At 45.3% G+C, this 13,576-nt stretch carries 18 protein-coding genes; 6 read left to right on the forward strand and 12 right to left on the reverse strand.

Annotated elements, in window-relative coordinates; genetic code table 11:
• From GNE05_RS10130 to cdaS, 5 genes are all read right to left on the reverse strand, one after another.
• Window positions 1-891: an AAA family ATPase gene (locus GNE05_RS10130; RefSeq protein WP_017417968.1), complete on the reverse strand. Its 891-nt coding sequence runs from the start codon at window positions 889-891 to the stop codon at window positions 1-3.
• Window positions 892-968: 77 nt separating this feature from the next.
• Window positions 969-1,559 carry a superoxide dismutase family protein gene (locus GNE05_RS10135; RefSeq protein WP_022553223.1) on the reverse strand — a complete coding sequence of 197 codons (591 nt, stop codon included), beginning with the start codon at window positions 1,557-1,559 and terminating at the stop codon, window positions 969-971.
• An 82-nt stretch (window positions 1,560-1,641) separates the two neighbouring features.
• Window positions 1,642-2,883: a C40 family peptidase gene (locus GNE05_RS10140; RefSeq protein WP_017417970.1), complete on the reverse strand. Its 1,242-nt coding sequence runs from the start codon at window positions 2,881-2,883 to the stop codon at window positions 1,642-1,644.
• Window positions 2,884-3,203: 320 nt separating this feature from the next.
• The gene (locus GNE05_RS10145) at window positions 3,204-4,415 is read right to left on the reverse strand and encodes a macrolide family glycosyltransferase (RefSeq protein ID WP_160182725.1); all 1,212 of its coding nucleotides are present in this window, start codon (window positions 4,413-4,415) and stop codon (window positions 3,204-3,206) included.
• A 118-nt stretch (window positions 4,416-4,533) separates the two neighbouring features.
• Window positions 4,534-5,160 carry a sporulation-specific diadenylate cyclase CdaS gene (gene cdaS, locus GNE05_RS10150; RefSeq protein ID WP_014418125.1) on the reverse strand — a complete coding sequence of 209 codons (627 nt, stop codon included), beginning with the start codon at window positions 5,158-5,160 and terminating at the stop codon, window positions 4,534-4,536.
• Window positions 5,161-5,437: 277 nt separating this feature from the next.
• Here cdaS and GNE05_RS10155 point away from each other — a divergent pair, with 277 nt between their 5' ends.
• Both GNE05_RS10155 and GNE05_RS10160 read left to right on the forward strand, forming a co-directional pair.
• Entirely contained in the window at window positions 5,438-6,799 is a 1,362-nt protein-coding gene (locus tag GNE05_RS10155) for an MATE family efflux transporter (RefSeq protein WP_061862287.1), read from the forward strand.
• Window positions 6,800-6,812: 13 nt separating this feature from the next.
• Window positions 6,813-7,661 carry an STAS domain-containing protein gene (locus GNE05_RS10160; RefSeq protein WP_160182726.1) on the forward strand — a complete coding sequence of 283 codons (849 nt, stop codon included), beginning with the start codon at window positions 6,813-6,815 and terminating at the stop codon, window positions 7,659-7,661.
• 27 nt (window positions 7,662-7,688) lie between these two features.
• On the opposite strand, the gene bshB2 is transcribed toward GNE05_RS10160, so the two are convergent.
• The 4 genes from bshB2 to rarD form a co-directional block, all read right to left on the reverse strand.
• Complete coding sequence (bshB2, locus tag GNE05_RS10165) at window positions 7,689-8,354, reverse strand: bacillithiol biosynthesis deacetylase BshB2 (RefSeq protein ID WP_007407961.1); 666 nt, start codon at window positions 8,352-8,354, stop codon at window positions 7,689-7,691.
• A 17-nt stretch (window positions 8,355-8,371) separates the two neighbouring features.
• On the reverse strand, window positions 8,372-8,722 hold the full coding sequence (locus GNE05_RS10170; RefSeq protein ID WP_007611980.1) for a YojF family protein: 351 nt from the start codon (window positions 8,720-8,722) through the stop codon (window positions 8,372-8,374).
• On the reverse strand, window positions 8,719-8,997 hold the full coding sequence (locus GNE05_RS10175) for a hypothetical protein (protein ID WP_003153742.1): 279 nt from the start codon (window positions 8,995-8,997) through the stop codon (window positions 8,719-8,721). Before GNE05_RS10175 ends, GNE05_RS10170 begins: the two co-directional genes overlap by 4 nt.
• Window positions 8,998-9,064: 67 nt before the next feature.
• Window positions 9,065-9,961: an EamA family transporter RarD gene (gene rarD / locus GNE05_RS10180; RefSeq protein ID WP_012117756.1), complete on the reverse strand. Its 897-nt coding sequence runs from the start codon at window positions 9,959-9,961 to the stop codon at window positions 9,065-9,067.
• A 97-nt stretch (window positions 9,962-10,058) separates the two neighbouring features.
• Between rarD and GNE05_RS10185 the strand changes: the two genes are divergently transcribed.
• Window positions 10,059-10,523: a hypothetical protein gene (locus GNE05_RS10185; RefSeq protein WP_014418128.1), complete on the forward strand. Its 465-nt coding sequence runs from the start codon at window positions 10,059-10,061 to the stop codon at window positions 10,521-10,523.
• A gap of 35 nt (window positions 10,524-10,558) precedes the next feature.
• Here GNE05_RS10185 and GNE05_RS10190 read toward each other — a convergent pair whose 3' ends face one another.
• Window positions 10,559-10,798, reverse strand: a complete 240-nt coding sequence (locus GNE05_RS10190; RefSeq protein WP_003153736.1) for a hypothetical protein — start codon at window positions 10,796-10,798, stop codon at window positions 10,559-10,561.
• Window positions 10,799-11,000: 202 nt separating this feature from the next.
• On the opposite strand from GNE05_RS10190, the gene GNE05_RS10195 reads away from it, so the two are divergent.
• Window positions 11,001-11,390, forward strand: a complete 390-nt coding sequence (locus GNE05_RS10195; RefSeq protein ID WP_003153733.1) for a tautomerase family protein — start codon at window positions 11,001-11,003, stop codon at window positions 11,388-11,390.
• Between the two features lie 52 nt (window positions 11,391-11,442).
• The gene (locus tag GNE05_RS10200; RefSeq protein WP_012117758.1) at window positions 11,443-11,811 is read left to right on the forward strand and encodes a hypothetical protein; all 369 of its coding nucleotides are present in this window, start codon (window positions 11,443-11,445) and stop codon (window positions 11,809-11,811) included.
• 39 nt (window positions 11,812-11,850) lie between these two features.
• Here GNE05_RS10200 and GNE05_RS10205 read toward each other — a convergent pair whose 3' ends face one another.
• Window positions 11,851-12,192 carry a transcriptional regulator YodB gene (locus GNE05_RS10205; RefSeq protein ID WP_003153729.1) on the reverse strand — a complete coding sequence of 114 codons (342 nt, stop codon included), beginning with the start codon at window positions 12,190-12,192 and terminating at the stop codon, window positions 11,851-11,853.
• 129 nt (window positions 12,193-12,321) lie between these two features.
• Between GNE05_RS10205 and GNE05_RS10210 the strand changes: the two genes are divergently transcribed.
• Entirely contained in the window at window positions 12,322-12,930 is a 609-nt protein-coding gene (locus GNE05_RS10210) for a nitroreductase family protein (RefSeq protein ID WP_003153727.1), read from the forward strand.
• 43 nt (window positions 12,931-12,973) lie between these two features.
• On the opposite strand, the gene GNE05_RS10215 is transcribed toward GNE05_RS10210, so the two are convergent.
• Window positions 12,974-13,576: an alpha/beta hydrolase gene (locus tag GNE05_RS10215; protein WP_025649771.1), complete on the reverse strand. Its 603-nt coding sequence runs from the start codon at window positions 13,574-13,576 to the stop codon at window positions 12,974-12,976.

A 13,576-nucleotide genomic window follows, 5' to 3' on the forward strand; every position in this document is an offset into this window, starting at 1 on the left:
TCATTCGAACAGCGTTTCTGCAATATTTCTGACAGCGGCTTTTTCCCTGTCGTCATCAAGTTTTTCCACGATGCCTCTTTCAATCGCCCGTTTCGGCGGGATGTACGCAGCCAAGTCGCACGTATCAATGAGAGCCCTGATGGACGCCGCTTCTTCTGACACTTGTCCGTTATGCGCTTGTGCGATTAAATCAGAAGACAGCGTCATAAAGCGTTCAATTAATTTCTCATCTTTTAAGACAGACTGAGAGGTCAGCACCTGTTTCAGGAGGCTTCCTTTAATATACGGAACATCAATGATGACAAAACGGTTCTTAAGGGCTTCGTTCAGCGGAACGGTGCCGACGTAGCCTTCATTAATCGCGGCGATAACACCGAATCCTTCGCTTGCCTTAATCACTTCTCCTGTAAAGGGATTTGTCATCATTTTTCTGTAATCAAGCACGCCGTTTAGAATCGGAAGGGTTTCAGGCTTTGCCATATTGATTTCGTCAATGTATAAAAAATGTCCCTCGTTCATTGCGGTTGTTACAGGTCCGGGAACGAATTCAATTGTCGCCTGTCCCTGATCATTTTCAATCGTTTTATAGCCGACAAGCGCTTCTGCATCGAGGTCTACGGAGCAGTTGACGCTGTGCATCGGTTTATGAAAATAGTTCGAAAGCGTTTCCGCCAATTTTGTTTTCCCTGAACCCGTCGGTCCTTTTAATAAGATATTTTTTCCCATTGTCAAAGCGATGACGGCATCGAATACAATCGCTTTATCTTCGGCCTCATAGCCTGATGATCCGATTAAATCCCGGAATTCTTGGGAAACGGGATGATTTTGATAAGCCTGCAGTTTGTTTTGTATATCTTCCGGAAGTGATAGGTGCTGTAATTCTGAAGTCATAGGTGATGTTTCCTTTCCATTTGTATTCCATAACCGAGTATACTAAAAAAGCCCTTGTATACTCAATACAAAAGGGCTCATTCCCTGCGGGCGCTTTTTGTCAGGGGAGCGCAGGCGATTCTGGCTCCGGAATTCCCGCTCGGGTTTGTTAAATAATCGTCCGTATGTTCATGAATGACGAACGCGCTTCCGTCCCGGTCGAGCAGGCTGAGTCTGCTCCCTTCTTTTAATGAAGTTTGCGGCGCATTCATAATGACATCCACTTTACCGTCAGCCCCCACTTCAAGATTGGGGAGATCCCCGGCGTGATGACCCATCGGATTGTTGAAGCCGTGTTCTTTGTTCAAAGGGTTGAACGGTCCCCCGGCTGATTCGAAATCAGGTGCCTGACATGTCCCTTTTTCATAAATATGAAATCCGAGAGAAGCGCCGGGCGGCAGATGCCCCGCTGATATATGAATGTCTGACCCTTCATCATCAGATTCCCTCACTTCGATATATCCGATCGTTTTTCCGTTTTGATTGATGAGTCCGCCATGCTCACGGTATGCAGATGCTTCCAATGCGCGGCTTTCCTCATGTTTTTTGGGCGGAACAGGAGCGGGCCTCCCCCCGCAGCCGCAAAGCGTAATTGATGCGAGCATGAGAAAAAGCAAGAGACGATGCATGCTTCCTCCCCCTTATTTTTTTACCCATCAGTCTTGTCAAAACGTGAAAATGGTAAACAAAAAAAGCCCCGAAAGGCTTTTTTTAAAAATAACTGCGCGCTCCTAAATACGCTTTTTTCCAATACGGATTGCTTAAGTTTGAAACTTCAACCCCGGAGGAGCTTGCGTGAATAAAATCTCCTCCGCCCAAATACATTCCCATATGAGAAGGGCCCGCTTTATATGTCGTAAAGAAGACAAAGTCGCCTGCTGACGGCTGGCTGATATGTTTCATCGTATTCCAATATCCGGCCGTGCTCAGACGGGAAACAGAGGTTACCTTATTTAAAAGGTAATAGATGTAACCGCTGCAATCGAAGCCCGCAGGCGTATTGCCTCCCCAGCGGTAAGGCACGCCGACATGTTTTTTCGCCTCGCCTATCATTCTGTCAATCTTTGACCCTGTCACCGGAGGTTCGGGAGTATTCGGCTTGTTTGGCTTTGCCGGTTTGTTATCCGGCTGCCGCACAGGATCTTCTGTTTTTCCCGTTCCGTTAATCACCAGAACTTGTCCGATTTGAAGCACATCAGTTGTCAATTTATTTTTTTCTCTGATGAGCTGAGCGGTGATGCCGAACCGATTAGCAATTTTCCAGAGGGAATCGCCTGCTTTTACTTTGTAAGTGGATGGCTTCTCAGAAGGGTTTGAATGAGATGGCGGTGTTGTGCCGCTGTTTCCGTTATGTGAAGAACCTTTGATCTTTAATACTTGATTCGGATACAGCATGTCTGATGTTAATTGATTCAGCTTTTTCAGTTCGGCGATGGTGACGCCGGTTTGATTGGCGATTTTCCACAGCGAGTCACCCGGCTTCACAGTGTAAGTCCCTGATGCGCCTTTATCAGGCTTTGTCTGTCTGCCGCCTCCGTCCGTGCCGCCGGCAGACCCTTTAATTTTCAGTTTCTGGCCGGGATAGATGACATCTGAACTCAAACGGTTCAGGCTTCTCAGCTCAGAAACGCTCATTTTGTATTTTTTTGCGATCACCCATAATGAGTCTCCGTATGTAACTGTGTAAGCACCCGTGCTTCGTTTTCCTTTTTGACCCGTTTTATGTGTGCCGCTGCCGTCAGGAATGTGCAGCCGCTGTCCTGGGTGGAGTATCGTTGATTTCAGTTTATTTTCCGCCTGCAGGGCTGAAATACTTGTATGATATTGCCGGGAAAGCTTCCAAAGAGAGTCGCCGCTTTTTACTTGAATGGTTTTTGCTTCAGCGGGATGCACGGCGAAGGTTGAAGTCATTACTGCAGATACAGCCAGACCGGCTGCGATTTTTTTCTTCATATAACGAAAAACCTCCTATTTATCATTGCTGAAAGGGACGTTCCTTTTCTTTGAACGCCGCCTGTTATGCAGGATTCATTCAGAAGTCGACATTAATTCCGATTCATTTGGCCTTAGATCATCACCAATGCCACACATTTTACATAAATTGAGAACATTTCACAAAAGACTTTAGAATCATTTTCATAACATGGCTTTTTTCCGCGACATTCCACCTTTCTTGTCTGTTTTTCATACAATTCTCTTTACGGCGTGAAAAATCCTCCCGAAAAACAATCAAAAAAAGCCCGCTTCCTTTAAAGGAAGCGGGTGACGGCTGATTACAGAACCCGGGTCTCGGCAGTTTTCACGTCTTCTGCTATCAATTCCGCTGCACGCTGTGCTCCGCCGGCCGCTTTCAGGGATTCTCCGATTTCAGAAGCTTTTGTCTGATATTCAGGATTTTCGCTCAATTCTTTTATTGCTTCAGTGAGCAGTTCGGCTGTTACATCTTCTTTTTTAAACATCTTGCCCGCGCCCGTGTTTTCCACTTGGCTTCCGACGGCGAACTGATCTGCGCCCATCGGAATGACGATCATCGGGGTTTTGTAGTAAAGCCCTTCGCTCGTACTGTTCATTCCGCCGTGAGTGATAAATAAGTCCGCTCTCTTCAGGATCTCAAGCTGCGGAACATAAGGCTTTACAATGACATTCTCAGGAATTTCATCAAGCTCCGCCGGATCAAGATGTTTGCCGATTGACATGACGGCTTTTCCGTTAAAGTTTCTGGCCGCTTTTAAGCATTTATTAAACAATTCCTTCTGATTGTTAAAAATCGTGCCCATGGAAATAAACAGGACGTTTTCTCCTTCAAGCTGTTCAAACGCGAATTCTTGAGCCGCCGCCCTTTCGGTTATGGACGGACCGACAAAGAGATAAGAATCGCCAAACTCTTCTTCTTTCGGCTGAAACGCTCTTGAAGTAAACACGATGGTTTTTCTGCCGTCATTTGAGAAAATATCATACGGCGTTTTAATGTCTGCGCTGAATTCTTCATTGAGCCGGCTGACCGCTTCGGTATAAGCCGGATAATGAGATGATTCCTCTGATACAAGGTTTGTATTTGAAAACACTTCTTTAATAAATGCTTCATTCATTGCAAATGTCGTACAAAGTGAATATGCCGGCAGTTTCAGCTGGTTTCTCACGAGCCTTCCTGCCAGAAAATGATGATCATACAGGATGTAGTCGTAGGATTCATTCTTTACTTCTTCAAGAATACGGAGAGCGGCTTTTTTGGAAGTCTCAATCATTAATAGTAAAAACTCGGTAGCGTCCCGCTGTTCATCACCCGTTGCGTTTTTTCCGAATTCATCTTTTCGGAAATCTTCATATTCACGGAATTCCGCTCCGCTTGACGCGATTTTGTTCTCATATTCCTTCACGCCGTAATATACGACATGTTCCCCTTTTGCCTTCAGTTCTTTTACGACGCCTAAAGACGGATTGATATGGCCTTCTCCCGGAAAACCGATCATCAATACATTTGCCATCTTTCCACTCCCTATTCTTTTAAATTTTATGTATATTTAAACGATAACATCAATACAGAAAAAGGTAAAGATGTTCACCTTATTAATATTAAATGGGTACAATATTCCCATTTTCTTATTATTTCGTATGAAGCGCCCGCGGCGAAACAAGCGGATACAGTCCGCCGTCTTTAGCAAAGGACATTTTTCCCGTTTCTTCTGAAACAACGAGCACGAGTGCATCAGTCACGGCCGAAAGACCCATCGCGGCCCTGTGGCGCGTCCCGTATTTGAGATCGACATGTTTTGTTGTGAGCGGAAGCACATTGGCTGCTGATACAACCCGGTTTTCTCTGACCAATACGGCTCCGTCGTGAAGCGGATTGCCGGGATAAAAAATACTCTCAATTAAAGCCGCACTGATCTCGGCATGCAGGCTGGTCCCTTTTTGTATTATTCCGTCCAGCGGATCTGCACGTTCAATCACAATCAGCGCTCCGTGTTTTTCTTCCGCCAGATGCTGCACGGCCCTCGCCAGCTCTGTATAGGAAGGCGTAAAATGTTCGATATATGTCTGCAGGTAAAACGACGAAGCGACAGCCTGCATTTCCTGAAACGTATGTCCCAGTTCATCTAATTCGCAAAGAAGGCATTGGTCTTTTTCATCCAATGTCCGCAGTATCATTCCGGCATCCTCCGTAATTTGTTTCAAATACGTTTGAACGGCAGCGGTAAACGCGCTTTCCGTCATTTGAGTGTGGCGCATGTCACATCAGCTCCTTTCCCTTATTTTCTGCATCGCGCGCATGGATATGCGCCGCTGTGTGCACCATAATCATGAAAGGAGGCGCACATCATATGGAATTCGCACGGCTGATGCAATATATCTGCACTTTTTTAGGGGTCATTTCACTTTCATTCATTTATGCCAAGATGTTTAAAAAGCCGAAACCGGACAAAAAAGAGTAGGCCGGCTTTCATTGCTTTTTATACATAAAATGTTATAATTTCTCTCGTTAAAATAAAGAAACGGGGAACCTAACTTGAGAGAAACGAACACGATCGGCCAAAAGGTCAGACAGCTGTTACATATCTTCATTCCGATTTTAATCACACAGGCGGGCCTTTCCCTGATCACCTTTTTGGATACGGTGATGTCAGGAAAAGTGAGCGCCGCCGATTTAGCCGGGGTTGCAATCGGTTCAAGCCTGTGGACACCGGTTTATACGGGCCTTGCAGGAATATTAATGGCCGTTACGCCCGTTGTTTCGCAGCTGTTTGGAGCCGGCAGACAAAAGGAAGTGCCGTTTTCCGTCATCCAGGCCGTTTATGTAGCGGCCGTTCTCAGTGCGGCGGTTATCCTGATCGGCTTTTTCACCGTTGATATGATCTTGGGACATTTGGGACTGGAACCTCGTGTCCGGACGATCGCAAAACACTTTTTAGGATTTTTATCCCTCGGTATTTTTCCTTTGTTTGTGTACACCGTTTTGCGCTCGTTTATTGATGCACTCGGCAAAACGCGAGTCACAATGCTTATTACGCTTTGCTCATTGCCTATTAATTTTGTTTTAAATTATGTATTTATTTTCGGGAAATTCAACATGCCGGCATTGGGCGGAGTCGGTGCGGGGTTCGCTTCCGCCCTGACTTACTGGTGTATTTGCGCCATCAGCTTTTTTATCGTCTGCAGATTTGAGCCGTTTGCCGGGTACTCTGTATTTCGGAAACTGTACCGTTTTTCTCCGTCTGAATGCAGAAAACTTTTGAAAATCGGTTTGCCTATCGGTTTTGCGGTATTTTTTGAAACGAGCATTTTTGCGGCTGTCACACTGCTTATGAGCCATTTTCAGACGGTGACGATTGCAGCCCACCAGGCGGCAATGAATTTTGCCTCCCTCTTGTATATGCTGCCGCTCAGCGTATCCATGGCCATGACCATTTTGGTCGGCTTTGAAGCAGGCGCAAAGCGCTATAGAGATGCCCGCTCATACAGCTATATCGGGATCGTGATGGCGCTTAGTTTTTCTTTATGCACGGCGGCTTTCATTTTACTGTTCAGACCGCAAATCGCCGGAATGTATACATCAGATCCGGCGGTGCTCATGTTGACGCAGCACTTTTTAATCTATGCGCTGTTTTTCCAGCTTTCTGATGCCGTAGCAGCTCCGATACAAGGCGCTCTGAGAGGATATAAGGATGTCAACTATACACTCGGCGCGGCTTTTGTGTCGTATTGGATTATCGGGCTTCCGGTCGGTTACGCAGTCGGCACTTATACGGGCCTCGGGGCATACGGCTACTGGATCGGGTTAATTGCAGGACTTGCCGCAGGAGCTGTCGGTTTATTCTTCAGACTGATGAAACTGCAAAAGCATTATGTGAAAAAAATGATGATTTTATAAAGGAGGAGCAGCAATGCCAAAACATAAACTGCTGTACGATTATTTAACTGAACGGGCGGAGGACATCAGTCAGACATGGTTTGATACGCTTCATGAAACGGATCCTGATTCTGTTTATGCTTCTACTGACCCGGCTGTACTCACAAATCTGAAAAAACAAAATCTGGCGTTTAATTATCAACTCAATCGGATTTTTTCTGAAGAGAAGGAAGTATATACAGCGGCCTTGGAAAAGTGGGCGTTTGAAGCCGCACGGGATAAAGAACATTTAAAAACTCCCATCCATTATATTATTCGCGAGTTTATCAGAGTTCGTGATTTGTATGTCGGCCATGTAAAGCAGTTTACCAGACTTCATTCGGACACCGTGACAGAAGAAGATGCCGAAGATATATTCCATACGCTGATCAAATCGTTTGATGTGGTCATTCATATTTTCATAGAGGAAATGTATAAAAACACAAACATTCAGCTTGAAGCGCAAAAAGAATTGATCACCGAGCTGAGCTCGCCGGTAATTGTGCTTTTTGACAATGTCGGACTGCTGCCGCTGATCGGGGATATTGACACGGCAAGAGCCAAAATGATTTTGGAGAATACGCTGCACCAGTGTTCAGAGAAGCGCATCACTCAGCTGTACATTGATTTATCGGGTGTAGCCTTGATTGATACGATGGTTGCCCAACAGCTTTTCACCTTAATTGAATCACTCGGAATGCTCGGCGTGAAAGCGACATTATCCGGAATCCGTCCTGAAATCGCCCAAACCGCGGTGCAGCTCGGACTGAGTTTTTCAAATTTATCAATACGGTCTTCGCTTGCGGAAGCGATCGCTTCCGATCTGGCACAAAAAAAGGGATAAGGCATTTCAGCCTTATCCCTTTTTTTATCAGTCTTTCCACGGATATGTCCAATACACTTCTTCTTCAAACCATGTCTGAAGAACCGGCTCGTTATTTTTTATTTTTTCTTCCAGCTCTCTCAGCATGCCTTCCGTTTGGGTGCGGTGCGCTTTTAAGGCATTCATTTTAATATCGGCAACCTCTTTAATATCAAGAATGACATCAGGCTTGCCGACGGCTTCCTCCCTGTTGCGGGTGATTGCCATGCAAAGCGTGCGCGGGCGGTCCTCTTTTTTCTTTCTGTAAAGCGCTCTGATGACCGCTTCGCCGCATGCATCATGATCCGGATGGACGCCGTGCTCCGGATAGAATGTGACAATCAGACTCGGTTTTACATCGTCGATAATCTCTTCCATCATATCCGCGAGCCACTCGTCATCTTCAAATTCAAGTGTTTTATCACGAAGCCCGAGCATTCTCAGGTCAGTAACGTCCATTGCTTTGCATGCGTCAATCAGCTCTTGCTTTCTTAACAGCGGCAGTGTTTCACGGTTCGCGAAAAAAGGGTCTCCCATGTTTCGGCCCATTTCGCCAAGCGTTGCGCATGCATACGTAACGGGAATATCTTTTTGTCTGTGTAAAGCAATCAGCCCTGCCACTCCGTATGATTCATCATCAGGGTGAGGCAGGATGACGAGTACATGTTCTTTCATGATTTTCACCCTTTTCTTTAAACTGTAAACGGCTTTTCGCTGATTTGAAGCGAAATCGCCAATTTTCCGCCCGGCAGATGCCCTGCCATTAACAGACGGTCTTCGTCATCTACTGTATACTCAGTCAGACCTTCTGCGTAAATCCAGCCCTCTTCTGTTTTCAAACCGACGCGGTACGGGCCGTTTCCTTTGATTTTCGCCTGATGGTACGTCACTTTTGCATTGCGTATATAGGCTACAACCGTCATGTTTTTCTCATTCAGATGCGCTGAATAAGAACCGGTCGTTGTTTCCAAATGGATATATACAGGACGATCGGCATATCGCTCTAAAGAAGTTTGCACATCTTCTTTTATGATCGCTTTCATAGCTGCTCCCCTCTTTCTTCTTTTAAAAATTGCAAACGCTTCGTATGTAGTTCAACCAATTCATATTTCTCAATCGGCCGCAGCCGGGAATCTACAATTCGCTGCACCGCCAGAGCAAACTTTTCCTCGGGTGACTTCCGGAGCCTCGGATGTGTTCTTTGATCAAGCAGTTCAAGATCAATTGCCTTCTCCGCTTCTTCAAGAGTTGAAGCCGGGAGAGTGCGGTTATTCCACAGTGCCTGATAGGCTTTTGCTATGTCTTTATCAGTGCCCATTGTACAGCTCCTTTACATACTCGTAATGATTATACATAATTTAAGCTATCGCTGGAAAGCGAAAGGCTTAGCGGCTTTTTATCGGCCGCTTCCATTTGATCTGTGAAAAGGTAAACAAAAGCAATGCTGCCCATATACAAATGAAGGTAAACGCTTTTTGCCCGGAAAATGGTTCATGATACACAAATACGCCGAGCATAAGGGTAATGGTCGGCGCTATATATTGCAAAATGCCGACTTGATACAGCGGCAGACGCTTTGCCCCCTCTGCAAACAGTAACAGCGGCAGGGCCGTAAATACGCCTGCGAAAAATAGGAGCGCCCATGTTCCTGCCCCCAAGGACCCGGAAGTGCTCCCGTCAGCTGTATATCCTAAATAAATAAGTGCAGCCGGGGTAATCAAAAGCGTCTCCAGCGTCAGTCCGATCGTGCTGGACATGCGGGTTCTTTTTTTACATAAGCCGTACAGGCCGAAGCTGAATGCAAGCAGCAATGCGATATAAGGAACCGCGCCATATTGAAACGCAGATATGATCACGGCCGCCCCGGCAATAGAAACGGCTGCTGTTTGCATCTTGTTAAGCTTTTCTTTTAAGAATAGGATGCCCAAAAGAACGGAAACGAGCGGATTAATGTAGTACCCGAGACTTGCTTCAAGCAAAAAGCCGTGATTGACGGCCCATATGTACACAAACCAATTAACGGAAATTAAAACGGAAGCGAAAAAAAGCGCCAGCAGGCCCCCTTCCGATTTCAAAAGACGCAGTTCACGCCATCCGGTTTTCCACTTCTTAAGCACAGTTAAAAGCACACACATGAAAACAAATGACCATAAAATCCGGTGAGCTAAAATGTCCAATGCGGGTATTTGTTCAAGAAGTTTCCAATAGACCGGAAACAGCCCCCACATGGCGAAAGAACAAGCGGTATAAATGATTCCTTTTCTTGCGTTATTCCCTTGCACGGCCTTCCCCTTCCTTTCTGTAAACAGATTATATTATATCACGGGAAGCTTCCGGCGGGCATATACTATGTTGTCCGTTAAGAAAGGGTGAGATGCCGTGTTTGATTGGAACAGATATTTTCCCTTCCAAAATCAGTTCTCTAAAGAAACGTTTAAAAATGCTGATCCGAAAGATGTCGAGACATATGTCAACCGAGTGATGGAAAGCGTATTCGGCGCCGGTTATGCCGGACAGTTCCCTTTTCGCGACCCAATGTCCAAAAAGGCCGATCCGGTCGAAGCGGAACCGCCCAAGCCGGAAATTGACCTGTTTGAAACATCCGATCATGTTTTTGCGAAAATTCCCGCAGAACAAGAGGAACTCGACCGTATCAGGATTAAGCATACGTCACACAGCCTCGTTGTAGAGAACAGCAGTCTGGGAGAAGGAAAAAAAGAAATCATCCTTCCGAGCCTCGTCAAACGGAAAGGAACAAAAGCAGTCTATAAAGACGGGATGATTGAAGTTATGTTTTCAAAACAGGAAGACTACAATTTATCGGAAGTGGAGATTTTAAGATAAAAAAAACGGCCCGCGCGATGCAGGCCGTTTTTTCTTTAATAAAATGGCGGATAACCGCCGGCTCCCGGACCGAAACCGCCGTATGGGACGCCTCCGTATCCGTAACCGGCGAACCCGTACGGATAGCGGGGTCTTGTAAAACCTGTGGCAATTACGCCTCCGAGAAGACCGCCTAAAAATCCGCCGAATAAAGGAGCGCCGAACAAAAAAGGACTTCTCGCCGGAAATCCGGCAGGACCGAAATTCCCGCGATACAATGCATGACGAGGGTACATGTTTTTCCTCCTTTATGTCTGCCTATTCTTAAGCGTATTCATAAAATGAGGAAATTGATTGGGCGATTGTAACAACATGTGCCTCTCTCTGATATTGCATTAACGTATAAATATTTTGGTTATAATTTGATTACATTTTGATTAACTGTTATACTTTTTTACAAGTTGCGACATTATAAAAAACCATCAGGGGGAATAAAATATGCCATTACTTCGTTTTGACGTTATTGAAGGCCGGGATGACGCAGCATTAAAAAAACTACTGGATACCGCCCATTACGCCATGGTTAAAGCTTTTGACGTCCCTGTAACGGACCGTTATCAGATCGTTCACCAGCATCGGCCTCATGAGCTTATCATTGAAGATACCGGGCTCGGTTTCAAAAGAAGCAAAGATCTTGTCATCATCAGCATTGTCAGCAAAGCGCGCACCGAACATCAAAAAGAAACATTATATCAACTGATGGCTGATCAGCTTAAAACAGAATGCGGCATATCACCCGAGGACGTCATGATTTCCATTACAGAAAACGGGAACGCCGATTGGAGCTTCGGGCTTGGTGAGGCTCAGTTTTTAACCGGCAAACTGTAAAAGGCCTCCCCGCTTGTTCTGAATGATTGCAAACTGAATAAAAGAGGGATGTATGTTGGTTAGTGAGTTGTACCCTTGTTTGATATGCGGATTTAAAGGATTAGAAACAAGTCCCGTTTATAACGGCGAATATCAAAAAACATTTGATATTTGCCCCTGCTGCGGGTTTGAATTCGGCTACAGTGAGGACCATGACGTAAGCTTAGGGTTTATTGTAACGCCTGATCATTTAATTGAAGCGGCATTTCAGTTATACCGGAAACAGTGGATTGAGGGAGGAATGAAACTATTTTCTCCAAATGATGTTCCGGCGGAATGTAAAAATGATCATTTCCTTACATTCGATGCTTTATTAAAGCAATTAAAAGGCTTGAACCTCAATCTGAACAATTTTGATATTAATGGTTTTTATGACGAGTAAACATTATTATTAAGAAAAGGCTGCCTTGGGCAGCCTTTGTTATTCATCACATGTGTCGTTGGCAGATCCCCCGGGCTCGCAAAAACTGTCTGCCCATTTTTGCATTTCCTGAAAAACGGCTTGCAAGGCCATGCCTTTATCAGTCAGTTTATAAATGACTTTGACAGGTGTTTCAGGCAGCACCTGACGCTCGACGATTTCATTTTGTTCCAGCTCTTTGAGCCGCTCCGCGAGCATTTTTTGGCTGATTGTCGGTATCGTTTCGGTCATATCTTTAAATCGTTTCGGCCCGTCCATCAGTACATGGATAATGAGGCCGTTCCAGCGCTTTCCCAAAAGGGAAAAAGCGGATTCCATTTTAGGACACATTGTATATCCCACGTGAGTTCATCCCTTCATCTATGAATTGACAAGTTTTTTGTGATCCATTAAAATTAGTTTTCAAGTTACATTTAGTAAGCTTCTAACTTTTCTATTATGATAACACGTTTATCCGAAGGAGGAAACATGATGACATCCGTATTAGACGTTTTAAAGGAACGCGCATCTGTTAAAGAATACGATAAAGACGCGGTCATTACAAAAGAGGAATTAACAGAACTCCTTGAAATCACAACGCAAGCGCCTTCCGCCTGGAACCTTCAGCATTGGCATTTTCAAGTCTTTCACAGTGATGAAGCAAAAGCTGCCCTGCTTCCGGTTGCTTTTAATCAAAAACAGATTATTGATTCATCAGCAGTTATTGCCGTATTAGGCGATTTAAAAGCAAATGAAAATGGTGAAGACGTTTATGCTGAACTGGCTGAGCAAGGCAATATCACAGAAGAGATTAAACAAACGCTTTTAGGCCAGATTAACGGCGCATACCAAAATGATCAGTTTGCCCGTGATTCAGCATTTTTAAACGCTTCTTTAGCAGCGATGCAGCTGATGCTTGCCGCTAAAGCAAAAGGCTACGACACTTGCGCGATCGGCGGATTCAATAAAGAGCAATTCGTTAAGGAATTCGACGTGAGCGAGCGTTTCGTGCCCGTCATGCTGATTTCAATCGGCAAAGCCGTTAAGCCGGCCCATAAAAGCAACCGGCTGCCTGTATCTAAAGTGTCAACTTGGCTGTAAGATGAAAGAAACCCTTAGTCCGCTTAAGCAGACTAAGGGTTTTTTATAGGAATCGCTCACTGTACCAGGTTCTTGCCTGCTCTGCTTCCTGCTGTGTGAGCTGATGACCGCCCTCCTGCCAAACAAGAGAAACGGATGCATGAGCATCTGTCAGATACTGATAAAGCTCCTCCGATTCTTCTTTTGTACATAGGGGATCGCGTTTTCCCGCACCGATAAACACAGGCATCCCTTTCATATCAGGCAGCTTCACTCCGCGTATCGGCACCATCGGATGATGCAGAACCGCTCCTTTCAGTACATCTTTATAATGAAACAAAAGACTTGCTGCAATATTGGCGCCGTTTGAATAGCCGGCAGCAATCACGTTTTCTCTGCTGAATCCGTACATTTGCGCCGCTTCATCAATAAAATTCTTTAATTCTTCCGTCCGTTCAATTAAATCTTTCTCGTCAAATACGCCTTCTTTCAGCCGCTTAAAAAAACGGGGCATGCCGTTTTCCGACACTGATCCTCTGACCCCGAGCAAACTTGCTTTCGGATCGATAAAACGTCCGAGCGACAGAAGATCATGTTCATTTCCCCCCGTTCCGTGCAAAAGCAGCAGAACATTTTCTGACGTCCCCTGTTCAAACACATGTTTCAT

The sequence above is a fragment of the Bacillus sp. AM1(2019) genome, from assembly GCF_009906915.1.
GTDB classification, from domain to species: Bacteria; Bacillota; Bacilli; order Bacillales; family Bacillaceae; genus Bacillus; species Bacillus velezensis.

What these genes read in the sequence shown, in the direction of transcription:
- GNE05_RS10130 (WP_017417968.1), bottom strand. Translation starts at nt 891, where the DNA reads ATGACTTCAGAATTACAGCACCTATCACTTCCGGAAGATATACAAAAC.
- GNE05_RS10135 (WP_022553223.1), bottom strand. Translation starts at nt 1,559, where the DNA reads ATGCATCGTCTCTTGCTTTTTCTCATGCTCGCATCAATTACGCTTTGC.
- GNE05_RS10140 (WP_017417970.1), bottom strand. Translation starts at nt 2,883, where the DNA reads ATGAAGAAAAAAATCGCAGCCGGTCTGGCTGTATCTGCAGTAATGACT.
- GNE05_RS10145 (WP_160182725.1), bottom strand. Translation starts at nt 4,415, where the DNA reads ATGGCAAATGTATTGATGATCGGTTTTCCGGGAGAAGGCCATATCAAT.
- cdaS (WP_014418125.1), bottom strand. Translation starts at nt 5,160, where the DNA reads ATGCGCCACACTCAAATGACGGAAAGCGCGTTTACCGCTGCCGTTCAA.
- GNE05_RS10160 (WP_160182726.1), top strand. Translation starts at nt 6,813, where the DNA reads ATGCCAAAACATAAACTGCTGTACGATTATTTAACTGAACGGGCGGAG.
- bshB2 (WP_007407961.1), bottom strand. Translation starts at nt 8,354, where the DNA reads ATGAAAGAACATGTACTCGTCATCCTGCCTCACCCTGATGATGAATCA.
- GNE05_RS10170 (WP_007611980.1), bottom strand. Translation starts at nt 8,722, where the DNA reads ATGAAAGCGATCATAAAAGAAGATGTGCAAACTTCTTTAGAGCGATAT.
- GNE05_RS10175 (WP_003153742.1), bottom strand. Translation starts at nt 8,997, where the DNA reads ATGGGCACTGATAAAGACATAGCAAAAGCCTATCAGGCACTGTGGAAT.
- GNE05_RS10190 (WP_003153736.1), bottom strand. Translation starts at nt 10,798, where the DNA reads ATGTACCCTCGTCATGCATTGTATCGCGGGAATTTCGGTCCTGCCGGA.
- GNE05_RS10195 (WP_003153733.1), top strand. Translation starts at nt 11,001, where the DNA reads ATGCCATTACTTCGTTTTGACGTTATTGAAGGCCGGGATGACGCAGCA.
- GNE05_RS10200 (WP_012117758.1), top strand. Translation starts at nt 11,443, where the DNA reads ATGTTGGTTAGTGAGTTGTACCCTTGTTTGATATGCGGATTTAAAGGA.
- GNE05_RS10210 (WP_003153727.1), top strand. Translation starts at nt 12,322, where the DNA reads ATGACATCCGTATTAGACGTTTTAAAGGAACGCGCATCTGTTAAAGAA.
- GNE05_RS10215 (WP_025649771.1), bottom strand. Translation starts at nt 13,576, where the DNA reads ATGAAACATGTGTTTGAACAGGGGACGTCAGAAAATGTTCTGCTGCTT.